The sequence below is a fragment of the Pseudomonas sp. MWU13-2100 genome (assembly GCF_023242365.1).
Lineage (GTDB): Bacteria > Pseudomonadota > Gammaproteobacteria > Pseudomonadales > Pseudomonadaceae > Aquipseudomonas.
Genome location: NZ_JALLIX010000045.1, coordinates 12418 through 34276, shown reverse-complemented (window position 1 = coordinate 34276; position 21859 = coordinate 12418). Strand labels below are relative to the sequence as shown.

The following is a 21859-nucleotide window of genomic DNA, read 5'->3' as shown; positions in this document are numbered from 1 at the left end:
TTTTGCCGGTGCCACGCACCGCCAGTTTGTCCACGGAAGACTCAAGTTAGGCAAAGGCGGCATCGACCTGTTCAAGTGCCAGCCGGGTCTCGTCATCGAACAACCGACCTTCGGCAGTCACCGTCTGGCGCCGAGTGGGGCGCTGTCAAATCAACCGTTCGATCTGCTTGTGCTGCCACACGCCTCGGTAATACGCGGTCTGCAAAACCAGCATGCACAGGTATGCCACCGGAAAGGCCATCCACACCCCTTCCAGCCCGTAACGCCCATCGAGTAGATAGGCCATCGGCAACTCCACCCCGACGATGCAGAAAATCGAGATGATCATCGGCGCCAGTACCGTGCCGCTGGCGCGCATGATGCCGCCGATCACCGCCTGGAAACCGAAGACCAGGATACTCCAGAGCATGATATGCAACAGATGCTCGGCTTCGGCGCGGGTGAGCGGGTCGGTGATGAACAGGCCCAGCAACCAATGGGACAAACCATACCCCAGGATGATCAGCGCACCGGTCAGGCAGACGTTGATCATCAGGCCCGTGCGCAGGATCGGTCCCATGCGTTCCAGACGCCCGGCACCAATGGCCTGGGCACCGAGAATCGAGGCCGTAATGGCAATCGACAGCGCCGGGAACTGCACATAGTTGACGATCTGGGTCACCGCGCCATACGCCGCTGTCGCCTGGGAACCGTGATGGTTGACCAGGGACAGGATCACCAGCTCGGACAACGACAACACCACCATCTGCAACCCCGTGGGCAGGCCGATTTTCAAGACTTTGCTCAAGATGCTCCAATCCAGACGCATCGCCATCAGCAATGCCTGATCCGGGGCCATGACACTGGCTTTATGGCGCAGGCGCAAGGCCAGGAACAGCATCGCCAACCCTGTGCCGACCAGCCCCGCCACGGCCGCGCTCTGGATACCCATCTGTGGCAGGCCGAACCAGCCACGAATCAACGCCGGGGTCAGGAGTAAACCGGTGGTGGTGGAGACCGCCAAGGCCAGCAATGGCGACAAGGTATCGCTGATGCCGCGCAACAACTGGGTGAAGAGCACGAAAACCAGCAACAGCGGCATGATCAGCATCATCACCTGGGCATAACCGACCGCTTCGTCGAGCACATCGGCGGGTGTACCCAGGCCGATCAGCGCCGAACGCGCAAACACGCTGCCCAGCACCGCGGCAACCAGGCCGATCAAGACGCCCAGGGCCAAGGTCGTGCCAGCGACCGCCCTGACCAGGTCCGGCTCGCGAGCCCCCCAGGCTTGCCCGATCAATACCGAGGCGCCCGCGCCCAGCCCGATGATCAGGGCGATAAAGAAGAAGACGATGGGAAACATCCCCGACACCGAGGCCAATGCCTGGGTACCGAGCATCTGGCCGATATAGATGCTGTTGAGCGTGCCGGAGAGCGACTGGAGGAAGTTGGAAAGCACCATGGGCGCCAGAAAAACCAGATAGATCTGCCAAAGCGGGCGCTGAGCATTTTTTTGCATGAAGGGATAGAGTTCCGAATGATGGCATCTGCGATGCTGGCCGACTCTACCCTATAGAGGCCCCTGTGTTGAGCATTCGTGCGCCAGATCAAGGACGGGGTGTCAGATTCCCTTGCGGCTCGACCAGCACCCGCTGCTCCACGGCTGTCGCCAGATACCCCTCGATCTGGGCCGACAGGTAGTGGGTCGTGGCCGTCACCCCGCCACTGGGATCCGACACCAGCTTGAGCCACGCCTTGTCGAAGGCATCCCCCAGGCTCTTGCGAATCCGCACTCGGGTATCGGGCTGTTCATGCTCGTGGACGACCGCGCGAAAACCCGCCACTCCCAGGGAAATCATCGCTCCGGCGACCCGCCCGACCGCTGTCGCGACCGCACCGGCCACCCCGCGACTGGTGAACTCGGACTGGAGCTTTTCGCTGGTCTGCCGCGCGACCGAATTGATCCCCGCACTTGATGTTCCGTCATTGGTGCCTCCAGCCAGGTGCAGACGCGCGTTCAAGGCGATATAAGCCGGCAGTTTGGCCAACGGCGCGGCATGCAACGCTTGATACAGCGACACGCTGTGGTCGGCGGGCGGAGCCAGGGAAATCGCCGGAATCTGATTGATATGCTGGTCGAGCTGGTCAGCCGGTACGCCATAACGCTGGGCGATCACCGTCAGTTGCTTGCCCATCTGTTCAAGATAAAACTGCGCCGCCTGATCCATGATCGAATCGGGATCGATCTCCAACGCCACCGGGGCCAACACCCGCGCGCGATATTGCTCCTGCAGGTAACTCGCCAGGCGCTTGGCCGACGGGTCCTGCTCGCCCTGGTCATTGAGCCGGTACCAACCGACCTTGATCGACAACCACTCCTGGGTCCAGTAACCGTCGAACCAGGGAATGAATTTTTCGTCAGTCTGCTGATAGATCCGCGTACGCCAATATTCCATGGTGCTACGTGCCCAGTCGTCAGCCTGCACGGTGGCTTGCTCGGAGGCCTGGATCAGATCGACATCGACCTGCTGCCAGACCTTCGGCGAAACCGGCGTCGCCACCGTCGCCCCAGGGGCGCGCTGCTGGCCGACACACGCGGCCAGCAGCACCATCAAGGCAAGAATCAGCACACGCAGGCTCAAGGTCACAACTCCCTAAAACCGGCTCAAGCACGGTCGTGCCGCCGGCATCACCTGTCTTGAGTATAGGTTGCGAACCTGCCGGGGCCGGGCGCCTGTAACTTTCACCGGGCAATCAACGGTACGAAAAGGTGTCAAAAAAGTTACCCAACGGAGAAATGCCTGAAACCTGGCTCCTTGCAGAATGCGCCCACGCCTGAACGCCCAGGCACTCATATCAGCCCATAAGCGAGGCTTTCCATGATGGTGCGCACGCGTCCCCTGCAAGCGAATTACAGCATTGTGCTAGTCAACTATAAGACCCATGAGTTGACTCGGACCTGTCTGGAGTTGCTGAAAACCGCCTTGCACGGAACCGATGTCCCGGTGTTCGTGGTGGATAACGATTCGAACGATGCGAGCACCGACTACTTGCGCGGCCTGGACTGGATCAACCTGATCGAACGCAAAAGCCACGCACCTGAATGCGGGAGCGCGGCCCATGGCCGGGCCTTGGACCTGGCCCTGGCAGTAGTCGAAACCGAATACCTGTTTCTGCTGCACAGCGACACCTTTATCCATGACGCGGGCGTGTTCAGCCTGATGATCCGGCAGTGCTCGACCCCGGAGGAGGTCGTCGCCGTCGGCTGCCTGGAGCAGTTGAATCGGGGCCTGGTCCGCTCGGCCTGGCGCCTGACCTCACGCTTTGCCAAACATTACGCCCGACGCGGCCTGCGCGCCCTGGGTCTGAATGCCAGGGCGCCGAGCCGGTTCCGGGAAAAGCACCTGAAGAGTTTTTGCACGTTGTGGAATGCACGCCTGATCAAGCACCACGGGCTGCACTTCCATATGAACGGTGGCAATCCCGGCTATGAACTGCAAGACCGCATGACCGAACTGGGCTATCGGGTCGAGTGCATTGCGCCACGCCTGTTGTTTCGCTATCTGGACCATATCCAGAGCGGGACGGTGGCGGCCACCGGCGGCTTTGCCAAGAACCACCGTCGGGTCAAAATGTACAACCGACTGAGCCGGGAGCCCGTGCTGGCGATACCCGCTTCGCCGCATCTATAACCTGGCGTTTGAATCATCATTTCGATTGATCATTCAAATCGTAAAACAGAATTTTTCATTTTTTTGCAATCCGTCCAGGATAGGCCCGCCCCTACAGTCCCGGACCCTGCCCCCATGAATCTCAACTTTGCCATTGCCTGCGCCGTCGTCGTATCCTTCGCCATTGCCCTGCTTCACTCCTGAGTGCGGCTCAAAGCGTAGCCACCGCATCGCCCAGCCAGCTCCTGAACGCCGCCATCGCCGAGGTTTCAGGACGCGACTGCAAACGGGTCAGCCAGTAGCTGCCCGTGGCAATCGCGATATCGAAGGGTTGTAGAACCAGCTCCGCCTCCAATTGCCGGGAGAACATCATCACCGGTACCAGCGCCACACCCGCCCCCTGAAGCGCCGCCTCCATCATCGCCAGCGAGGAATCGAAGACGATGCTCTCCGGTACCCGTCCCTCCTCCGGCAAGCCAGCCGCCTGAAACCACCGCGGCCACTCGTCCGTTCGATAAGAGCGCAACAGCGTCTGCTTCAGCACATCGACCGGACTTTTGAGTTGTCGTGCGATCTGCGCGGTACACAGCACTGAAAGGGGCGTTTCCAGCAGATGCATGGCCTCGACCCCGTGCCAGGCACCGGCACCGAAACGAATGGCGAAATCAAGGCCCTCGGCCGCCACGTCGACACGGTTATTGTGGGTTGACAGGCGCAAGTCGACAAACGGATGCCGGGCACGAAAATCCGCCAATCGCGGCAACAACCAGCCCAGCGCAAAAGTCCCCACCGCCCCCACCGAGAGCACCTCCCGATAGTGCCCGCCCTCAAACCGCCCCAGAGTCTGGGCAATCCGGTCGAAGGACTCGTTGAGCACCGGCAACAGGCTTTCGCCTTCGGCCGTCAGCATCAGTCCGCGGGCAATGCGTTTGAACAGTGTCACCTTCAACTGCCGCTCAAGGCCCTTGACCTGATGACTCACCGCGGCCTGGGTCACGCACAGTTCAATTGCCGCCCGGGTGAAACTCAAGTGCCGCGCGGACGCCTCGAAGGCGCGTAGCGCGTTCAACGGCAAGTGCGGTCGAACCATAATCAAGCCCCAAAATTTTCTAATAGCTAATCCGAAATTTCATTGTTTGTCGATTTCCCGCGCACTGACTACATTCGGCGTCCCGGCCCTTGTATGGGCTGTAAAAAAACCACGGAGAGCCGCATAAATCAGCGGTTGCCCCCCTCCACCAGCGCAGCCGGATGATCGCAGCGACGTATTTTCGACACAAAAAACCGCTCCAGGGTGAGCGGTTAACATAATGAAACATAATGGGAGCCGTTGAACCATGTTCAAGAAGAACCTTGCCAAACTGGAAGTCCTGGTGACCTCCCTCTTGCTGATCGGCGCAAGCAACAGCTTCGCGGCGGACCAGACCCGGGACAACATCCAGTCCATCGTCGACGCCGCCATCGGCCCGATCATGCAGGAGCAGAATATTCCCGGCATGGCGGTGGCCGTTCTGGTGAACGCAAAGCCGTATCACTTCAACTACGGGTTGGCCTCGAAGAGCAACCGGCAAGTGGTGACCGATGACACCCTGTTCGAGATCGGCTCAGTCAGCAAGACCTTCGCCGCCGCCCTCGCCGGCTATGCCCAGGCCCAGGGCAAACTGGTCCCGTCGGAGCGCGTCAGCCACTACCTGCCGGAACTGCAAGGCAGTGCCTTCGATAACATCACGGTGTTGCAACTCGGCACCTACTCAGCCGGTGGCCTGCCGTTGCAGTTCCCGGACGCGTTCGACGCCCAGGACAAGATGCTCGACTACTTCAAGCAATGGAAACCGACCTATCCGGCCGGCACCTATCGGCAGTATTCGAACCCGAGCCTGGGGCTCTTCGGTTATGTGGCCGCGAAAAGCCTCGGCGCCCCCTACGATGAACTGATCGAAAAAACCCTGCTGCCGGCGCTAGGCATGAAACACACCTATCTCCACGTGCCGCCGGCACAGATGGGTCATTACGCCGAGGGTTACACCCAGGATGGCCAATCCGTCCGGGTCGGCCCGGGCGCACTGGATGCCGAAGCCTACGGCATCAAGACCACCGCGACCGACCTGCTGCGTTTTGTCGAGGCCAACCTCCAGCCGGAAACCCTCGAAGCCCCGCTGCACAAAGCCGTCGACCTGACGCAGAGCGGTTACTACCAGGTCGATGGAACCACCCAGGGACTGGGATGGGAGTTCTACCCCTACCCGGTCAAACTTGAGCAATTGCTGACGGGCAACTCCTCGAAAATGGCGTATGAGGCCCACAAGATCACGACGCCGTTCCCCCCCGCGCAACCGCCGCAAAAGAATGCGCTGTTCAACAAGACTGGCGCGACCCGAGGCTTCGGCGCCTACGTCGTCTACGTGCCGGCAAAGAAAATCGGCATCGTGATGCTGGCCAACAAAAACTATCCCAACCCGGTCAGGGTAAAAGCCGCCTACCAGATCCTCAACGCGCTGGAGACCGTTAAGTAAGCGGATAGGCAAAGGCCGGCCGGGTTGGCTATGATCGGAGTCCATGACAGCCTTACCGATCCGTCAGCCCTGCCCACCCGGCGCCTGCATTTGCGAGCGGGAACAACTGCTGCAGATACAGGGCGCCGACCTGCGCATCCTGGCTCTGACCCGCCAGCAGGAAAAGGTTCTGCTCGAACGCCTGGAAAACCTCAAGAGCCTGACCGACCTCGAACACCTGCAACAGCGGATGTACCAACAGCTGGGCCTGCGTGTGTCCGTCGCCCCGGGCTTCAATGAAGTACGGACCATGCGCGGCATCGACATCCAGATCGCCGAACACCCCGGCCTGTGCCGCAAGACCCGCCAGTCGATTCCGGCGGCGATCCGCCGTGGCCTGGAGAAAAACCCGCAGATCGCCTACGCCCTGCTCAACGCCAACGACCTGTTGCGTGATACCTGAGGCGCGGTCTCAGCGCAGCCGCTGGCCACGTTTGAGGGTCTCGCTGGGCAGCTCGCCGAACAACGCCCGATAGCTGTTCGAAAATCGCCCCAGATGCCAGAACGACCAATTCATCGCCACCTCGGCCACCGTCTTGTCCAGGGCATTGCGCCCGAGCAGTTCATGGCGGGCGCTGTTGAGCCGGCGCAAACGCAGCCAATGGCTCGGCGTCATACCTGTGTAGGCCTTGAAGGTGTGCTGTAACTGACGCAATGAAACCCCGGCGAAACCGGACAGTTCCAGCAGGTTGAGGGTTTCATCAGGCGAATCGGCCGCCCACTCGCCGATGCGCTTCATGATCGAACGCTCCTCGGCGCGGCGCTGCAAGGAACCTGGGTCCAGGCAGACAGCGTTATCGAGAATGTAGAGACAGTCGTCCAGCAGTTGCTGGGTCAGGCTTTCCCGACTCGGCGGATCGAAGGTCTGCGCCAGGCGGGTCAGGGTCCCGCTCAGCCAGCGACTGAACAAGCCGTTCTGTTGCGAGTTGAGCGGCGCCATGAACAACCCCTCCAGTCGCGCCACGTCCAGGCCATGCTGCTGCACGAACTCCGCACCGAACACCACTGCCACTTCCTGATAGTTCTCGGGAGTGATCCAGATATTGCGGCTCTCGCCGTTGAGCACATACAAGGCGTTGTCACTGCGATCGAAACAGAAGGCCAGCGCCCCCGACGGCGCACTGAAATTCTGCTCGACCCGGGTGTTCATGCACTCCTCGTAGATCTGCACCCCTTGCAGGTCCAGGTAACGAATCTGCCCGGCGAAATGTCCCGGCGACATCTGCTGGTAATGCTGCACCCAACCCGGTGTGGCGCGTATCTGCTCGGCCACATCGGCGGTATTGAACGCTTGAACCCGCAAGGCGTTTGACTCTGTCATCGGATGACCGTTCGCACTCATTTGGTGCGTCTTATGCCGTCATAAAGTGGATAGATGGGCCCCCCATCGCTCGCCCAAGATAGTCGCCAATGCGCCGCAGGGGAAGTCTCTCGCCGCTCGGCCGGGATGCAGACAGATCAGCCGGCGCAGAAAAAAACCAACAACGAGGTCTTTATGAATGCCCCTTTCGATCAGCTGTCTTCGTGGCTGAAAGAACACAAGATTACCGAAGTAGAGTGCGTGGTCAGTGACCTGACCGGTATCGCCCGCGGCAAGATCGCACCCACCAACAAGTTCCTGCATGAGCGAGGCATGCGCCTGCCGGAAAGTGTGCTTTTGCAAACGGTAACAGGGGACTTTGTCGACGACGATGTCTATTACGACCTGCTCGACCCCGCCGATATCGACATGATCTGCCGGCCGGATTCGTCGGCCATGTATGTGGTGCCATGGGCCATCGAGCCGACCGCCATCGTGATCCACGACACCTTCGACAAACAGGGCAACCCTATCGAGCTGTCGCCGCGCAATGTCCTGAAGAAGGTCCTCAAGCTGTATGCCGACAAAGGCTGGCAACCCATTGTTGCCCCGGAGATGGAGTTCTACCTGACCCAGCGCTGTGAAGACCCGGACCTGCCGCTCAAGGCCCCTTTGGGGCGTTCGGGTCGCGCGGAAAGCGGTCGGCAGTCGTTCTCCATCGATGCCGCCAACGAATTCGACCCGCTGTTCGAAGACGTCTACGACTGGTGCGAAGCCCAGGGCCTGGACCTCGATACGCTGATTCACGAAGACGGCCCGGCGCAGATGGAAATCAACTTCCGTCACGGCGATGCCCTCGACCTGGCCGACCAGATCACCGTGTTCAAGCGCACCCTGCGCGAAGCCGCGCTCAAGCACAACGTCACCGCGACCTTTATGGCCAAGCCGATCGCCGACGAGCCCGGCAGCGCCATGCACCTGCACCAGAGCGTGGTCGACAGCGTCACCGGCAAACCGATCTTCGTCGATGCCGACGGACAGATGAGCCAGCTGTTCCTGCACCATATCGGCGGTCTGCAGAAGTACATCCCCAAGCTGCTGCCGATGTTCGCCCCCAACGTCAACTCGTTCCGCCGCTTCCTGCCGGACACTTCGGCGCCGGTCAATGTCGAGTGGGGCGAGGAAAACCGCACCGTCGGCCTGCGGGTGCCGACCTCCAGCCCCGACGCCATGCGCGTGGAAAACCGCCTGCCAGGCGCCGATGCCAACCCTTACCTGGCGATTGCCGCAAGCCTGTTGTGCGGCTACCTGGGCATGGTCGAGCAGATCGAACCGAGCGCCAAGGTCGAGGGCCGCGCCTATGAGCGCCGCAACCTGCGCCTGCCGATCACCATCGAGGACGCGCTGGCGCACATGGAAGACTGCCCGACCATCGAACGCTACCTGGGCACCCAGTTTGTCCGTGGCTACGTGGCGGTGAAGCGTGCCGAACACGAAAACTTCAAGCGTGTGATCAGTTCCTGGGAACGCGAGTTCCTGCTGCTGAGCGTCTGATCCAGAACCTTTACCCAGACCGAAAAACAACCCCAACAAGAGGTGTCGAATGCGTCTATTGAAATCCGTCGTTCCGCTAGCACTGGCCTTGCTGTTCAGCGCCACCGCACAAGCCGAGCCGACCGTCAGCGTCTACAACTGGACCGACTATATCGGTGATACCACCCTCGCCGACTTCCAGGGCAAGACCGGTATCAAGGTGATCTACGACGTCTTCGACTCCAACGAAACCCTGGAAGGCAAGTTGCTCGCCGGCCGCACCGGCTACGACGTGGTGGTGCCTTCCAACCATTTTCTCGGCCGCCAGGTGAAAGCCGGGGCCTTCCTGAAACTGGATCGCGCGCAGTTGCCGAACTGGAAGAACCTCGATCCCAAGCTGCTCAAGCTGCTGGAGAAAAACGACCCGGGCAATGAACACTCGGCGCCCTACCTGTGGGGCACCAACGGTATCGGCTATAACGTCGACAAGATCAAGCAGGTGCTGGGCATCGACCATATCGATTCCTGGGCGGTGCTGTTCGAACCGGAGAACCTGAAGAAGCTTACCCAGTGCGGCGTGTCGTTCATGGACTCGGCCGACGAAGTATTCCCGGCGATGCTCAACTACATGGGCATGGACCCACGCAGTTCGAAACCCGAGGACTACAAGAAGGCTGAAGCCAAGCTGCTGACCCTGCGTCCCTATATCACCTATTTCCACTCATCCAAGTACATCTCGGACCTGGCCAACGGCGACATCTGCATCGCCTTCGGTTACTCGGGCGATGTGTTCCAGGCCGCCAACCGGGCCAAGGAAGCCAAGAACGGGGTGAACATCGCCTACTCGATTCCCAAGGAAGGCAGCAACCTGTGGTTCGACCTGCTGGCCATTCCCGCGGATGCGACCAATGTGAAAGAAGCCCATGCCTTCATCAACTACCTGCTGGACCCGCAAGTGATTGCCAAGGTCAGCGCCACCGTCGGCTACGCCAACCCCAATCCGGCGGCCAAGCAGTACATGGACGAAGCACTGGTGAACAACCCCGAGGTCTATCCGTCCCAGGAAGTCCTCGATAAGCTCTACATCTCCACCACTCCGACACCCGAGATCATGCGCCTGATGACCCGCTCCTGGAGCAAAGTGAAGTCCAACAAATGAGTCAAGCCAGCCCAATGGAACATGCTCGCTCCTATTACGCGGCGACCGCCGGCTCGAAGCCGGATTATCCCCGGCTCGACTCCCAGGTGACTGCCGATGTGTGCGTGATCGGCGGCGGTTTTACCGGCGTCAACACCGCCATCGAACTGGCGCAGCGTGGGCTGTCGGTGGTGCTGCTGGAAGGCCGGCGGATCGGCTGGGGGGCCAGCGGGCGCAATGGCGGGCAGTTGATTCGGGGCATCGGCCATGATGTCAGCGGTTTTGCCAAGTATGTCGGCACGGAAGGCGTGCGTTATCTGGAGCGTGCCGGTATCGAGTCGGTCGAGGTGGTGGGCAATCGCATCCGCGAGCATGCCATCGACTGCGATCTGCGCTGGGGTTTCTGCGAACTGGCCAACACTCCGGCACAGTTCGCCGCGTTCCGCGCCGAGCAGGAGCATCTGGCGGAACTGGGTTATGCCCATGAAACCCGGATTGTCGCGCCCCAGGACATGGCCCAGGTGGTGGCCAGCACGGCGTATGCCGGCGGCCTGATCGACAGGGGTTCTGGACATTTGCACCCGCTCAACCTGGTGCTCGGTGAAGCCCGGGCGGCGCAGGCGCTGGGAGTCCAGATCTTCGAGCACAGCCCGGTGCTGGAGCTGATCCATGGCAGTACGGTGGAGGTGCGTTGTGCCAGCGGCAGTGTGCGCGCCAATAGCCTGGTACTGGCCTGCAATGCACACCTGGAGGACCTGGAACCACGTTTGAGCGGCAAGGTGCTGCCGGCTGGCAGCTATATCATCGCCACCGAACCATTGGCCGCCGAGCTGGCGGCCGAGCTGATTCCGCAAAACCTGTCGCTGTGTGACCAGAAAGTCGGGCTGGATTACTACCGTCTCTCTGCCGACAAGCGCCTGCTGTTCGGCGGTGCCTGCCACTACTCAGGGCGTGATCCGGGGGATATCGGTGCCTATATGCGACCGAAGATGCTCAAGGTGTTCCCGCAACTGGCGGATGCGCGCATCGACTATCAATGGGGCGGCATGATCGGCATCACCGCCAATCGTTTCCCTCAGGTCGGGCGCCTGCAACAGCATCCGAATGTGTTCTATGCCCAGGGCTATTCGGGTCATGGCGTCAACGTGACCCACTGGACCGCGCGGTTGTTGGCCGAGGCGATCCATGCCGGACAGAGCCAGGGCATGGATATCTTCAGTGCCGTGCCGCATATGACCTTTCCGGGGGGCAAGATCTTGCGCTCGCCGCTGCTGGCGCTGGGGATGTTGTGGCATCGGTTGCGTGAGGCGCTGGGCTGAAAACCGTTGCCAGAGAGGTTTGGAAACGACGATGTCTATGGGGGCATCAGGCCTTGGCCGCAATCACCATGATTTCCACCAATACCTCAGGCCGCGCCAGGTTGGCTTCTACCGTGGCCCGTGCCGGAGCACCGCCCTCCGGCAACCAGGCATCCCAGACTGCGTTCATCGCCGCGAAGTCGCGGTCGATATGCTTGAGCCAGATCTGCGCGCTGAGCAAGCGAGTCTTGTCGCTGCCGGCCAGGGCCAGCAGTCCGTCGATCTTCTCCAGCACCTGGCGGGTCTGGGACTCAATGTCGCCTTGCAGATCGCCCGGTACCTGGCCGGCGAGGTAAAGCACATCGCCATGGCTGACCACACCGGACATCCGCCCATTGCTCTGGAAACGTTGAATCGTCATCGGTCTTTCTCCTTGGATAAACGTCAGCCGGCCGCGTGTTCGACCAACCGCACCAGGCGCTGCGCGCTGCCAAAGGCCAGGGTCATGCCCAGTGCGCCATGCCCGGTGTTGAGGTACAGGTTACTGTCTGCGAGGTGTTCAAGCACAGGCCTGCCGGTGGGCGTCGCCGGCCGCCAACCGCTCCATGGCTGACAATCCCCGGTGTGCCAGCCGCCGCCGAACAGTGCCTCGGTCGAGGCTTGCAGTTGCTCGATCCGCGCCGCCGGAATCGATGCGTCCATCCCGCACAACTCCACCATTCCGGCGACCCGCAGACGATCACCGATCCGGGCAAACACGGTCTTGCGGCGCATATCGGTAATGCTGACCGTTGGCGCCCGGGTGTGCTCGGTAATCGGTAAGGTAATGCTGTAGCCCTTGAGTGGATAGACTGGCAAACGGCTACCCAGTTGCGCCAGCAAGCCCGTGCTGTAGGCGCCTGCTGCCAATACCACCGCCTCGCTGTGCAGCACTTCAGCCCCTTTATCGACATGCCTCAGGTTCAGCGCGGTGATCTGCTCACCACGGCGTTGGAAACCTTCGACCTTGCGGTCGAACAACAATTGAACGCCCTCGCCCGCCATGATCCGGGCCATTTCGCGACACAGCTTGAGACCGTCCACCGCGCATTCGCTATCGGTGTGAATCGCACCATGAAACGCCGACTGATAGCCAGCCAGCGCTGGCTCGATCGCCACCGCCTCACCGGCGCTGACCACCTGCTGTCGCGAGCCGAGACCGGCCTGGAACCGCACCTGACGCTGCGCCTTGTCCAGCCCTTCGGCGTCCGGGTACAGCACCAGCTTGCCGGTGCGGGTGAAATCGCAGTCCAGATGCTGCTCCTGCATAAACCCATCCAGGGCCTGGCGACTCTCGGTTGCCAGCGCCAACAACTCCACCGTGGTCTGGCGCGAGACCGAAGTCCGGCAGGCCGCCAGAAACGCCATGCACCAGCGCCATTGTTCCGGACTCCACTGCGGGGTGAAGCGCAACGGCCCACTACGGTCGAGCAACAGTTTTGGAATCCCCGGCAACAGCGACGGATCGGCCAACGGCTGCACATAGCTGTAGCTCAACTGCGCGCCGTTGCCGCCCACGGCCCCCATGCCGGGACCGGACGCCTGGTCGATCACCGTGACACGATGCCCGGCCCGGTGCAGGAACCAGGCACTGCTCAAGCCGACGATGCCGGCGCCCACCACGCAAATCTCCATTACACCGCCTCCTTGCCCAGGGCCCAGCCGCTCGGGGTCAGCCGATGCCAATCGGTCTGCTGCTGATAGGCATGACCGATGCGCAGGATCAGCGGCTCGGCGAACGCCTTGCCGACAATCTGCATCGACACCGGCATGCCTTGACCGTCAAAACCCACCGGCAACGCCACCGAACACAGATTGAGCAAGTTGGCGAAACGCCCCAGCAAGGCCAGCGGCGTGCCGTACTCATCGACCTGATCCAGGGGCACGCTGCCGACGGCATTGGTCGGGAACACGCAGGCATCGACATTCAGCATCGCCTCCTGCATGGCCTTGCGCGCGGCGCGGCGTTGGTTATGCAAGTCGATATAGGCCGCCGAATCGATGGCCTTGCCGCTCAATACACGGCGCTGGACGTGAGGATCGAAACGCAGGTCGCTCTGTTCGAACAGGGCCCCCAGGCTGGCATAACCTTCGGCACTCATCAGCCCGCCGGCCACCCGCATGCACAGTTCCAGCGAGCGCGGCAGTGGCTGCTCCACCAGGTGCATGCCCAACGCGGCCAGTTGCTCCAGCCCTTGATCGTAGGCCGCCAGGATATCGCTCGCAATGGCGGCGCGTTCGGCCTGGGGCAATATCCAGATTCTGAGCCCTGCCACCGGTTGATCGAGTCCCGCCGCGGCACTGAACATCGGCGCCTGCGCCGAGACCGGGTCCAACGGATCGGGGCCGAGCAAGGCATCGAGCATCCAGGCCGCGTCCTCCACGGTATGGGTGAGCGGTCCCACCGAGTCCAGCGACGGGCAGAGTTCGATCAAGCCATGGCGGCTGATCAGCCCACGGGTGGTCTTCAAGCCCACCAGGCCGCACATGCCGGCGGGAATCCGCACCGAGCCACCGGTATCGGTGCCCAGGGCGGCGCTGGCCAAGCCGCTGGCCACCGCCACCGCCGAGCCGCTGCTGGAACCGCCCGGCGCCCGGTGGACTTCGCGGTCCCAGGGATTCCAGGGTGTGCCCATCACCGCATTGGTGCCCCAGCCACCGAAGGCGAACTCCACCGTATGGGTCTTGCCCAGGATAATCGCCCCGGCCCGCTCCAAACGCTGCACGGCGGTTGCCGTGAGGCGCGAGATGCGCGGAGGCTGCGCCAGCGAGCCAGCGGTGATGGCCTGCCCGGCGATTTCAAACAGGTCCTTGATCGCTATCGGAATGCCATGCAACGGCCCGAGGTCGACCCCGGCGGCCCGCTGCTGGTCAGCCGCAATGGCCGCGCCCAGCGCACGTTGGGTATAGGCCTCGACATAGGCGTTGAGCTGGCCGTTGAAGCGCTCGATGCGAGCCAGTTGGGCGCGCACCAGGGACTCGCTGGTCAGGCGGCCACTGCGCAGCGCCTGCTGCAACTGGCCGATACTGTGGAAAGTGCTGTGGTCCAGGGAATTCATCCAGTCAACCTCTCAGGCTTTTGCGGCCACGGGAAAAGCGCTTCTCAAGCACCCGCGACAGCAGGGAAAGCGGGAACGCGATCACGAAATAGAACAGGCCGACCAACAGGAAGATGTGCATCGGCAGAAAGCTCTCCGAAGCGATCGCCCGGGCAGCCAGCATCAGCTCGTCGGTGGCGATCAGCGCGCACAGCGAACTGTCCTTGAGGATCGACACATAGGCGTTGAGCAAGGGTGGCAGCATCCCGCGGATCGCCTGGGGCAGGATCACCGCGGTGAACGCCTGGAACGGTGTCAGGCCGACGGCAATCGCCGACTCACGCTGCCCACGGTGCAAGGCATCCAGGCCGCCGCGCAGGATCTCGGCGATATAGGCACTGCCCTGCAAGCCCAGCCCGAGGATCCCGGCCTCGAAGCCGGACAAGGTCAGGCCCAGGCTCGGCAGGGAGAAATACAGCGCCAGCAGCAAGGCCAGCAGCGGCAATGCACGCATGCCCTGAATAAAATACAGCGCCGAGCGCCGCAGCCAGGCAAACGGGCTGCGCAAGGCCCAGGTCAGCAAGCTACCGAGCAGCGCCGCCAGGGCAAAGCCGCCCAGGGACAACTTCGCGGTGACCACACCGCCTTGCAGCAGACGCGCGGTCCAGTCGCTCCAATATTCGGGGTATTGCGCAAAGAAGCTGATCATCGTGCGCTCCCCCAATGCCGTTCAAGGCGGATAAAACCCAGGCCGATGGGCAGAATCATCGCGGCGTAGAGACACATCACCGCGAAGTAGATCAACGAGGTCTGGAAGGTCGAGGTCACCAGGTTGCGCGCCAGGAACATGATTTCCGGCACGGCGATGGCCGAGGCGATGGAGGTGTCCTTGATCAACTGCGTGACGTAGTTGGCGAAGGCCGGCAACGAACGGCGCAGCGACTGGGGCAAGAGGATGCTGGCCAAGATCTGCGAACGGGTCAGCCCGACCGCCAGGCCGGCCTCGTATTGCCCGACATGCAGCGACTGCAGGCCGGCGCGAAAAATGTCGCAGAGCACGGCACTGCCCACCAGGCTCAGGCCGACAATGGCCGCCAGCCACGCGGGCAGATTGATCCCCAGGTACGACAGGCCGAAGTAGATCAGGAACAAATGCGCCAGGGCCGGCACATTGCGCATCCATTCGATAAAACAGGCAATACCCGCCTGCACCAGCCGCGAGCGGCTGAAGGTCAGCCACACCGCCAGTGCCAGGCCGCCGATACTGGCCAGCACCAGGGTGCACAGGGCGATTTCGAGTGCCGTCAGGGCACCGCTCAACAGCAGGGGCAACAAGCCGAAAAAGGTCTGGAGGCTGCTCATTCAAGCCTGCTCCATGGCCATGCGCCCGAGGAAGCTGCGGGTGCGCTCATGGCTGGGCGTGTCGATCACCTGGGCGGAAGGCCCCTGCTCGACGATATGGCCGCCGTCCATGAAAATCACCCGATCGGCCACATCACGGGCAAAGCGGACTTCGTGGGTGACCATGATCATGGTCCGGCCCTCTTCGGCCAGCTCACGGATCACCGCCAGGACTTCGCCCACCAGTTCGGGGTCGAGGGCCGAAGTCGGCTCATCGAACAGGATGACCTTGGGTTGCTGCGCCAGGGCCCGGGCAATGGCTACCCGCTGCTGCTGGCCGCCGGACAACTGCTCGGGGTAAGCGTCGGCCTTGTGCCGCAAATGGACCTTCTCCAGCATCGCTTCGGCCAGCTCGTAAGCCTGCTTGCGCGGCATGCCACGGGCCTTGATCGAACCCAGCGCGACGTTGTCGCGGACGTTCAAGTGCGGCCACAGGTAGAACAGCTGGAAGACCATGGCGATCTCCAGCCGTTGCGGGGCCATTTCCCGGTCGCTGAGCAAACGCAGGCGCGAACCGTCGCGGGCTTGCCCGATCAGTTCATCGCCGAGCCAGATTTCACCCCGGCTGGGTTTCTCCAGGTAATTGATGCAGCGTAGACAGGTCGACTTGCCGGAACCACTGGGGCCGATCAACGACAGGGTTTCCCCGGCCTTGAGCTCCAGGCTGATGCCCTTGAGCACCTCCAGGTCGCCATAACTCTTGTACAGGTCACACACGCGCAACAGCGCAGGTTCTACCAGGTTGGACATCTTGCTCACCCGCTTTTTTCTCGGTCCGGCGCAGGGTCGACCAGCTGACCCTGCGCACCACGCTTTATTATTGGCAGCCAGGCAGTTTCCAATCCGCCGGACGGTCGACGCTCAGGCGCAGATCCTTGCCCTGGGGCATGAACCAGACATCCTGGGTCAGGCCGTAGCGAGCGCCGATCTTGCGCATCTCGCAGGTTTTCCAGAGCGCCTGGATCTGTGCATTGACCGCCGCCAGCAGCTGCGGATTGTCCTTGTTGAAACCGAACACCACCTGCCCCAGCCCGGTCAGCAAGGGAAAATCGGGGTCATTGTCGGTAAAGGCATTGAAGTGCAGGTGCCACTGGGCGTTACGGGAAATGGCGTACTGCATGACCGGCGGATCACCGATCACCGCATCGATACGCCCGGCGAGCAGGTCACGCACGGCGGCGTCCGAGGTGTCGTAGAGCGTCACTTGCAGCCCCGGGATCTTGCGCATCTCGGGAATGAAGGAGAACCCGGTGATGGTCCCGACCTTCTTGCCCTGCAGGTCCTTGAGGGTCTTCCAGTCGGTCTTGTCGGTCTGGGTGATGCCGTTCTTGAAATAGTGGATCGGATCGCTCAGGGCCATGATTTTCGAGCGCTGCTCGGTCCAGCCCATGGTCCCGGCCATGACGTCGACGCGGCGGGCCTGCACCGAGGCAATGGTCCCCGACCACTCCATCAGCGCCGGCTTGACCTTCATCCCCAGCTTCTCGGAAATTTGTTGAAGGATTTCACCGTCGTAGCCGACCATCTTGCTATCTTGATAACCGGTCCCCGGCATGTCACCGCTGAAGGCGATGGTCAGGCTGCCCGGCTCCACGGTGTCCAGCGCGAACGCCGGGCCCGCGGCCAGCAGGGACAGTATCAACCCGGCGCAAAAGCCGGTAAAACGTTGTATGTCAGGCTTGTTCATCGTGTGCACCTCGTTGGTTTTCTTATTGAACGACAGGATGGTGGGCAGGCCTTCATCCTAGGGCCGAGGGCACCTGAATCAGTTGGATGCTTTGCACAAATGATTGAATATTTGCGACATCTTCATGAAACCGCGAACGAGGCCGGCGAACCGAGCCTGGTGGCGCGCCTCGACCAGCAACCGGCGCCCGCCCCGCGCAAGCGCCGCGGAACGGCCGAACTGTCGGTGGGCATCGTGCTCTGGCCGCGCTTTCCGTTGCTGTCGTTGTCCGGGCTGACCGATGCGCTGCGCCATGCCGCCGACACCGGCGACCAGAGCCGGCCGATCCGCTGCGAATGGAAAGTGCTGGGCACGCCAGGGCAACGCGTCGCCTCCAGCGGAGGGCTGGATGTGCCCATCGACAGCGAGATGGGCGACCCGCAACGCTTCGACTACATCGTGGTGATCGGCGGCCTGCTGGATTCGCTGGCCGATGTGCCGAAAAGCTACCCGGCGTTCCTGCACCAGGCCGCGGCGGCCGGCGTGCCCTTGATCGGCCTGTGCACCGGCAGCTTCGTCCTGGCTCGCCACGGACTGATGGAAGGCCACACCGCCTGCGTGCACGCCTACCATGCCGATGACTGGAAACGCCTGTTCCCGACGCTGCGGTTTATCACCCACAACGACTTTCTGATCGACAAGGACCGCATCACCTGTGCTGGTGGCGTCTCGGTGATCGAGCTGGCAGTGCATCTGATCGGCATGCACTGCGGCCCGGACCGCGCCGGCAAGGTGGTGCACCAGATGACCGTGGCCAAGAGCGGCACCGGCAGCTTTCTCGAACGGCGCAAGGCCCTGGGTTATGCCAGCTCGTCCAACCGGCGCCTGCACGAGGCGGTGATGCTGATGGAAAAACACATGGCCGAACCGCTGGAAATCGAAGCCATCGCCCATTGGGTCGGCACCAGCAAACGCCAGTTGGAACGGCTGTTCATGGCGGAAACCGATACCAGCCCGGCGCAGTTCTACCGCCAGGTGCGGCTGCGCTTCGGGCGCTGGCTGCTGGTCAGCTCGGATCGGCAGATCGGCGAAATCGCCTTTGAATGCGGCTTTGCCGACGCGCCGCATTTCATCCGGCATTTCCAGAGCCTGTTCGGCCTGTCACCGGGCAAATTGCGCAAGGAGTTGCTGAAGCACGCGGGGCCGTGAAGGGGAAACAACTCGGCCTGGATTCACTCTGCATATTTCATGATTGAGGTAATCTATTCTTCCCGCAGGTCCAGGGTGCTTCGGAGTCAGTATGCTGCGTATCGGTTTCATCACCTTTCCCGGTTTCGGTGACAGCGAGCGGATACGCCGCGCCTTTGTCCGGGCGTTCGGCGAACCGCCACGGGCCATGCGGCGCAATGCCCGAGTCAAGACCGGGCCGGCGCAACAGCGCGAAGCCATTTCTTGAGTCGAAATGCAAGCTGGGCTTACCTCAAACCTGAAGATGAACATGGACTTGTGGCGAGCGGGCTTGCCCGCGTTGGGGCGCGAAGCGGCCCTAAAACCGGCGAACGCGGTGTTTCAGAAAGAGCGAGATATCCGATTTAACGACTGCTTCGCAGCCGAGCGCGGGCAAGCCCGCTCGCCACAAAACCGCGTTCACCTTTGAGTGACCCACCCGCCTGGACGTCCCGAAACGAGGGTTAAACGACACTTTTCATGGTCCTCGGACGATTAGGCTGGCTCACAGATGAACACGCATTGTCCTTTGAGTCGCAGAACGCCTGCCAGGAGCAACCATGAAGCTGTTTCCCACCACCCGCATCGCCACCTGTTCCCTGCTGCTGGGTGCACTGATCACCCTCTCCACCAGCAGCGCCTTCGCCGCCTCGAACGAAGACGAGGTGCGCGGGTTCTTCAGCGATTTCGTCAAGGCGCAGAACGCCCACGACCTCAAGCAGATCCGCTCGATGCTCTGGGATTCGCCGCAGATGCTCTGGTACGCCCGGGGCGGCGCCAGTTGGGGACCGGATGCGGTGGTCGAACGCTTGAAAGACTACTATCAGGGCGTCTGGCAACTGGACCCGGACATGAGCAAATTCCGCACTACGCAGCTCAATGACACGGTGGCGCAGATCCTGGTGCCCGTGACTTTCACCCGCAGCCACGCCGGTGAAACGCCGCAGAAAAACACCCTCCTGATCAGCCAGACCCTGCTGCGCAACGCCGACGGCTGGCGTGTCGCGACGATCATGCCGGTGGCCGATACCCACTTCAAATAAGCCGCACCAGCAGCTCAGCCGAAGATCACCCCAACCACCAGCGCAGCAGGAAAAAGAACGCCATGCTCAGCAACATGCTGAGCAAGGTGTTGCGGGTGTAGAGCACCAGGCCGATGGCCACCAGCGAACTGAGCAGGTACGGATTGTCGTATTGCAGGTTCAACTGGTGATCGGGCATGAACACGATCGGCCCGCAGATCGCCGTGAGCATGCCCGGCACGGCAAAGCCGAGGAACTGCCGGGCATTGCTGCTCAGGCGCACCGGCAAGCGCGGTTCGAGAAACACATAACGGTTGAGGAACACCAACAGGCCCATCCCGAAAATCACCGCCCAGACCATCATTCGCGCCCCCGATACAGCTTGTTGCAGAGAAATCCCGCCGTCATTCCCGCCAGCCCCGACAGCACCAGCGCCGAACCCAACTGCCAGTAGCTGAACAGCACCGAACAGAACAACGACACCGCCACGCAGACCACGGTCGGCACATTGCGCACCACCGGGGTGATCAAGGCGATAAAGGTCGCCGCGATGGAAAAATCCAGCCCCAGGTGCTCAAGGCCGGGAATGCTGCGGCCCAGCACGATCCCCGCCAGGGTGAACAGGTTCCAGGCGATATAGAACGTCAGCCCGACCCCCAGCGCATACCAGCGGTTGAACTGTTGCTTGTCGTGCTGGCTGGTCAAGGCGAACAGTTCGTCGGTCAGCAGGAAGCCCAGGCCGACCCGCCAACGCCCGGACAACGGGGAAATCACCGAACGCATGCTCATGCCGTACAACAGGTGCTGCGAGGTCAGCAGCGCGGTGGTGAGCAGGATCGAGAAGATCCCCGCGCCGCCCTTGAGCATGCCGATCGCCACCAGTTGCGCGGCCCCGGCAAACACGATGCTGGACAAGCCCTGGCCCTGCAGCGGGGTCAGGTTGGCCTCGATGGCCATGGAGCCGGCCAGCAATCCCCAGGGCGCGGTTGCCAGGGACAACGGCAGGATGGCCACGGCACCGCGCAGGAAGGCGGTACGAGGTAAGAGATGATCGGACATAAGACTCAGGCACAAAGAAAAAGACGCTGACTTTGCCAGCCCGTCGCGCGCCTGTCTTGAACATTTGTGCACAACGCGACACTTGAGCTGCGCCTCGATTCAAGCGCCGCCCAAGTGGTCCGCAGAGCGATCAGCGAATCGGGGGCACGCGCACCGGCCCTTGCCGGCATTGATTCCTGACACCCTTGCCGCACTCGCCGAAGCCCAGGTCCTTGGTCAGGCACACACGCACCTCGGCCAGTTCCGGTCCGCTGCAGCGCACCGTCACACCGCCCTCGGGCAGCCCCGGGTTGCTCTGGCGGAACAGTTGGACGATCTGCTCGGCGGAGTATTCACGCGGCGTCGTCGAGGGTTGCAGGGCTTGCGGAACCACCACCGTTCCCAGCGCCTTGTCGGCCGCATTCAGGTAGCCCGAAGCGCCCAGGCCACTGCAGGTGCCGTGCTTGTCCCACTCATGCTCCAGCAGTTTGCCCGAGGGAAACAGCGTGAGGCCCTTCTGCCGCTCCTGCTGCGTCAGGGGTGTCAACGGCGGACAGGATTGCGGCCAGCCGCCCTTGGCATACTGCGGCCACAAGCCATGGAGCACGAAGCCATAACCCTTGCCACTGCATTGCTGGGCGTTGGCATGGGTCAGACAGAAGGTCGGCGACCAGGACAAGGTCAACAGGTAATAATCGAAGACCCCCGCCACCGATTCGGTCTGCTGCCTCGACTGCCGGGCTTCGCTGAGACCGGCATGGCCCACCGTCAGGACGATGAACAAGGCGACTACAGAAGATAATTTCATTGGTTTTCCTACCCCATAGGGCGCCATCATGGCGCTCAAAACATCGTAACCATCGCTTCAGATCAAGATCCGGCGTTAACAATAACTGTCAAATACCACTATAAAACAGTAACATTCAGCACTTTTTTCCAGGCTTTGCCGCGCCG

At 61.9% G+C, this 21859-nt stretch carries 23 protein-coding genes; 9 read left to right on the top strand and 14 right to left on the bottom strand.

The window, feature by feature from the left end:
- Positions 1–145 precede the first annotated feature (145 nt).
- Positions 146–1501 (bottom strand): MATE family efflux transporter, encoded by a 1356-nt coding sequence (locus tag M5B99_RS24610; RefSeq protein WP_248806496.1) that lies wholly within the window; start codon positions 1499–1501, stop codon positions 146–148.
- An 88-nt stretch (positions 1502–1589) separates the two neighbouring features.
- Positions 1590–2630 (bottom strand): hypothetical protein, encoded by a 1041-nt coding sequence (locus M5B99_RS24605; protein WP_412548759.1) that lies wholly within the window; start codon positions 2628–2630, stop codon positions 1590–1592.
- Between the two features lie 231 nt (positions 2631–2861).
- On the opposite strand from M5B99_RS24605, the gene M5B99_RS24600 reads away from it, so the two are divergent.
- Positions 2862–3674, top strand: a complete 813-nt coding sequence (locus M5B99_RS24600) for a glycosyltransferase (protein WP_248806494.1) — start codon at positions 2862–2864, stop codon at positions 3672–3674.
- 190 nt (positions 3675–3864) lie between these two features.
- Here the strand turns inward: M5B99_RS24600 and M5B99_RS24595 are convergent, their stop codons facing one another.
- Positions 3865–4743, bottom strand: a complete 879-nt coding sequence (locus M5B99_RS24595) for a LysR family transcriptional regulator (RefSeq protein WP_248806493.1) — start codon at positions 4741–4743, stop codon at positions 3865–3867.
- Between the two features lie 247 nt (positions 4744–4990).
- On the opposite strand from M5B99_RS24595, the gene ampC reads away from it, so the two are divergent.
- Both ampC and M5B99_RS24585 read left to right on the top strand, forming a co-directional pair.
- Positions 4991–6166, top strand: coding sequence for a class C beta-lactamase (gene ampC / locus M5B99_RS24590; protein WP_248806492.1), 1176 nt, complete (start codon positions 4991–4993; stop codon positions 6164–6166).
- Between the two features lie 43 nt (positions 6167–6209).
- Entirely contained in the window at positions 6210–6608 is a 399-nt protein-coding gene (locus M5B99_RS24585) for a hypothetical protein (protein ID WP_248806491.1), read from the top strand.
- Between the two features lie 9 nt (positions 6609–6617).
- On the opposite strand, the gene M5B99_RS24580 is transcribed toward M5B99_RS24585, so the two are convergent.
- Positions 6618–7526 (bottom strand): helix-turn-helix domain-containing protein, encoded by a 909-nt coding sequence (locus M5B99_RS24580; protein ID WP_248806490.1) that lies wholly within the window; start codon positions 7524–7526, stop codon positions 6618–6620.
- 174 nt (positions 7527–7700) lie between these two features.
- On the opposite strand from M5B99_RS24580, the gene M5B99_RS24575 reads away from it, so the two are divergent.
- Genes M5B99_RS24575 through M5B99_RS24565 form a run of 3 tightly spaced genes read left to right on the top strand, consistent with a single transcriptional unit; the run spans position 7701 to position 11495 of the window.
- Positions 7701–9059, top strand: coding sequence for a glutamine synthetase family protein (locus M5B99_RS24575; protein WP_103495212.1), 1359 nt, complete (start codon positions 7701–7703; stop codon positions 9057–9059).
- 49 nt (positions 9060–9108) lie between these two features.
- Complete coding sequence (locus tag M5B99_RS24570; RefSeq protein ID WP_248806489.1) at positions 9109–10197, top strand: polyamine ABC transporter substrate-binding protein; 1089 nt, start codon at positions 9109–9111, stop codon at positions 10195–10197.
- Entirely contained in the window at positions 10194–11495 is a 1302-nt protein-coding gene (locus M5B99_RS24565) for an NAD(P)/FAD-dependent oxidoreductase (RefSeq protein WP_248806488.1), read from the top strand. The genes M5B99_RS24570 and M5B99_RS24565 overlap by 4 nt, the downstream gene beginning before the upstream one ends.
- Positions 11496–11541: 46 nt before the next feature.
- On the opposite strand, the gene M5B99_RS24560 is transcribed toward M5B99_RS24565, so the two are convergent.
- The 7 genes from M5B99_RS24560 to M5B99_RS24530 form a co-directional block, all read right to left on the bottom strand.
- Positions 11542–11895 (bottom strand): RidA family protein, encoded by a 354-nt coding sequence (locus tag M5B99_RS24560; protein ID WP_248806487.1) that lies wholly within the window; start codon positions 11893–11895, stop codon positions 11542–11544.
- Positions 11896–11918: 23 nt separating this feature from the next.
- Entirely contained in the window at positions 11919–13148 is a 1230-nt protein-coding gene (locus M5B99_RS24555; RefSeq protein ID WP_248806486.1) for a D-amino acid dehydrogenase, read from the bottom strand.
- The gene (locus tag M5B99_RS24550) at positions 13148–14572 is read right to left on the bottom strand and encodes an amidase (protein WP_248806485.1); all 1425 of its coding nucleotides are present in this window, start codon (positions 14570–14572) and stop codon (positions 13148–13150) included. Before M5B99_RS24550 ends, M5B99_RS24555 begins: the two co-directional genes overlap by 1 nt.
- A gap of 4 nt (positions 14573–14576) precedes the next feature.
- Positions 14577–15260, bottom strand: a complete 684-nt coding sequence (locus tag M5B99_RS24545) for an amino acid ABC transporter permease (RefSeq protein WP_248798320.1) — start codon at positions 15258–15260, stop codon at positions 14577–14579.
- Positions 15257–15913 carry an amino acid ABC transporter permease gene (locus tag M5B99_RS24540; protein ID WP_248806484.1) on the bottom strand — a complete coding sequence of 219 codons (657 nt, stop codon included), beginning with the start codon at positions 15911–15913 and terminating at the stop codon, positions 15257–15259. Before M5B99_RS24540 ends, M5B99_RS24545 begins: the two co-directional genes overlap by 4 nt.
- Positions 15914–16702: an amino acid ABC transporter ATP-binding protein gene (locus M5B99_RS24535; protein ID WP_152742277.1), complete on the bottom strand. Its 789-nt coding sequence runs from the start codon at positions 16700–16702 to the stop codon at positions 15914–15916.
- 67 nt (positions 16703–16769) lie between these two features.
- Complete coding sequence (locus M5B99_RS24530; protein ID WP_248806483.1) at positions 16770–17639, bottom strand: ABC transporter substrate-binding protein; 870 nt, start codon at positions 17637–17639, stop codon at positions 16770–16772.
- A 99-nt stretch (positions 17640–17738) separates the two neighbouring features.
- On the opposite strand from M5B99_RS24530, the gene M5B99_RS24525 reads away from it, so the two are divergent.
- From M5B99_RS24525 to M5B99_RS24515, 3 genes are all read left to right on the top strand, one after another.
- The gene (locus M5B99_RS24525; RefSeq protein ID WP_248798324.1) at positions 17739–18827 is read left to right on the top strand and encodes a GlxA family transcriptional regulator; all 1089 of its coding nucleotides are present in this window, start codon (positions 17739–17741) and stop codon (positions 18825–18827) included.
- Positions 18828–18918: 91 nt separating this feature from the next.
- Positions 18919–19074 (top strand): hypothetical protein, encoded by a 156-nt coding sequence (locus tag M5B99_RS24520; RefSeq protein ID WP_248806482.1) that lies wholly within the window; start codon positions 18919–18921, stop codon positions 19072–19074.
- A gap of 331 nt (positions 19075–19405) precedes the next feature.
- Positions 19406–19888 carry a nuclear transport factor 2 family protein gene (locus tag M5B99_RS24515; RefSeq protein ID WP_248806481.1) on the top strand — a complete coding sequence of 161 codons (483 nt, stop codon included), beginning with the start codon at positions 19406–19408 and terminating at the stop codon, positions 19886–19888.
- A 25-nt stretch (positions 19889–19913) separates the two neighbouring features.
- Here M5B99_RS24515 and M5B99_RS24510 read toward each other — a convergent pair whose 3' ends face one another.
- From M5B99_RS24510 to M5B99_RS24500, 3 genes are all read right to left on the bottom strand, one after another.
- Entirely contained in the window at positions 19914–20228 is a 315-nt protein-coding gene (locus tag M5B99_RS24510; RefSeq protein ID WP_248798369.1) for an AzlD domain-containing protein, read from the bottom strand.
- Positions 20228–20926, bottom strand: a complete 699-nt coding sequence (locus M5B99_RS24505) for an AzlC family ABC transporter permease (RefSeq protein ID WP_248806480.1) — start codon at positions 20924–20926, stop codon at positions 20228–20230. The genes M5B99_RS24510 and M5B99_RS24505 overlap by 1 nt, the downstream gene beginning before the upstream one ends.
- Before the next feature lie 130 nt (positions 20927–21056).
- Positions 21057–21713: a ribonuclease T2 gene (locus tag M5B99_RS24500; RefSeq protein WP_248806479.1), complete on the bottom strand. Its 657-nt coding sequence runs from the start codon at positions 21711–21713 to the stop codon at positions 21057–21059.
- Positions 21714–21859: the final 146 nt, after the last annotated feature.

What these genes read in the sequence shown, in the direction of transcription:
- M5B99_RS24580 (WP_248806490.1), bottom strand. Translation starts at nt 7,526, where the DNA reads ATGACAGAGTCAAACGCCTTGCGGGTTCAAGCGTTCAATACCGCCGAT.
- M5B99_RS24570 (WP_248806489.1), top strand. Translation starts at nt 9,109, where the DNA reads ATGCGTCTATTGAAATCCGTCGTTCCGCTAGCACTGGCCTTGCTGTTC.
- M5B99_RS24575 (WP_103495212.1), top strand. Translation starts at nt 7,701, where the DNA reads ATGAATGCCCCTTTCGATCAGCTGTCTTCGTGGCTGAAAGAACACAAG.
- M5B99_RS24540 (WP_248806484.1), bottom strand. Translation starts at nt 15,913, where the DNA reads ATGAGCAGCCTCCAGACCTTTTTCGGCTTGTTGCCCCTGCTGTTGAGC.
- M5B99_RS24565 (WP_248806488.1), top strand. Translation starts at nt 10,194, where the DNA reads ATGAGTCAAGCCAGCCCAATGGAACATGCTCGCTCCTATTACGCGGCG.
- M5B99_RS24555 (WP_248806486.1), bottom strand. Translation starts at nt 13,148, where the DNA reads ATGGAGATTTGCGTGGTGGGCGCCGGCATCGTCGGCTTGAGCAGTGCC.
- M5B99_RS24550 (WP_248806485.1), bottom strand. Translation starts at nt 14,572, where the DNA reads ATGAATTCCCTGGACCACAGCACTTTCCACAGTATCGGCCAGTTGCAG.
- M5B99_RS24600 (WP_248806494.1), top strand. Translation starts at nt 2,862, where the DNA reads ATGATGGTGCGCACGCGTCCCCTGCAAGCGAATTACAGCATTGTGCTA.
- M5B99_RS24525 (WP_248798324.1), top strand. Translation starts at nt 17,739, where the DNA reads ATGATTGAATATTTGCGACATCTTCATGAAACCGCGAACGAGGCCGGC.
- M5B99_RS24515 (WP_248806481.1), top strand. Translation starts at nt 19,406, where the DNA reads ATGAAGCTGTTTCCCACCACCCGCATCGCCACCTGTTCCCTGCTGCTG.
- M5B99_RS24545 (WP_248798320.1), bottom strand. Translation starts at nt 15,260, where the DNA reads ATGATCAGCTTCTTTGCGCAATACCCCGAATATTGGAGCGACTGGACC.
- M5B99_RS24535 (WP_152742277.1), bottom strand. Translation starts at nt 16,702, where the DNA reads ATGTCCAACCTGGTAGAACCTGCGCTGTTGCGCGTGTGTGACCTGTAC.
- M5B99_RS24610 (WP_248806496.1), bottom strand. Translation starts at nt 1,501, where the DNA reads ATGCAAAAAAATGCTCAGCGCCCGCTTTGGCAGATCTATCTGGTTTTT.
- M5B99_RS24520 (WP_248806482.1), top strand. Translation starts at nt 18,919, where the DNA reads ATGCTGCGTATCGGTTTCATCACCTTTCCCGGTTTCGGTGACAGCGAG.
- M5B99_RS24505 (WP_248806480.1), bottom strand. Translation starts at nt 20,926, where the DNA reads ATGTCCGATCATCTCTTACCTCGTACCGCCTTCCTGCGCGGTGCCGTG.
- M5B99_RS24510 (WP_248798369.1), bottom strand. Translation starts at nt 20,228, where the DNA reads ATGGTCTGGGCGGTGATTTTCGGGATGGGCCTGTTGGTGTTCCTCAAC.
- M5B99_RS24585 (WP_248806491.1), top strand. Translation starts at nt 6,210, where the DNA reads ATGACAGCCTTACCGATCCGTCAGCCCTGCCCACCCGGCGCCTGCATT.
- M5B99_RS24500 (WP_248806479.1), bottom strand. Translation starts at nt 21,713, where the DNA reads ATGAAATTATCTTCTGTAGTCGCCTTGTTCATCGTCCTGACGGTGGGC.
- M5B99_RS24560 (WP_248806487.1), bottom strand. Translation starts at nt 11,895, where the DNA reads ATGACGATTCAACGTTTCCAGAGCAATGGGCGGATGTCCGGTGTGGTC.
- M5B99_RS24530 (WP_248806483.1), bottom strand. Translation starts at nt 17,639, where the DNA reads ATGAACAAGCCTGACATACAACGTTTTACCGGCTTTTGCGCCGGGTTG.
- M5B99_RS24595 (WP_248806493.1), bottom strand. Translation starts at nt 4,743, where the DNA reads ATGGTTCGACCGCACTTGCCGTTGAACGCGCTACGCGCCTTCGAGGCG.
- ampC (WP_248806492.1), top strand. Translation starts at nt 4,991, where the DNA reads ATGTTCAAGAAGAACCTTGCCAAACTGGAAGTCCTGGTGACCTCCCTC.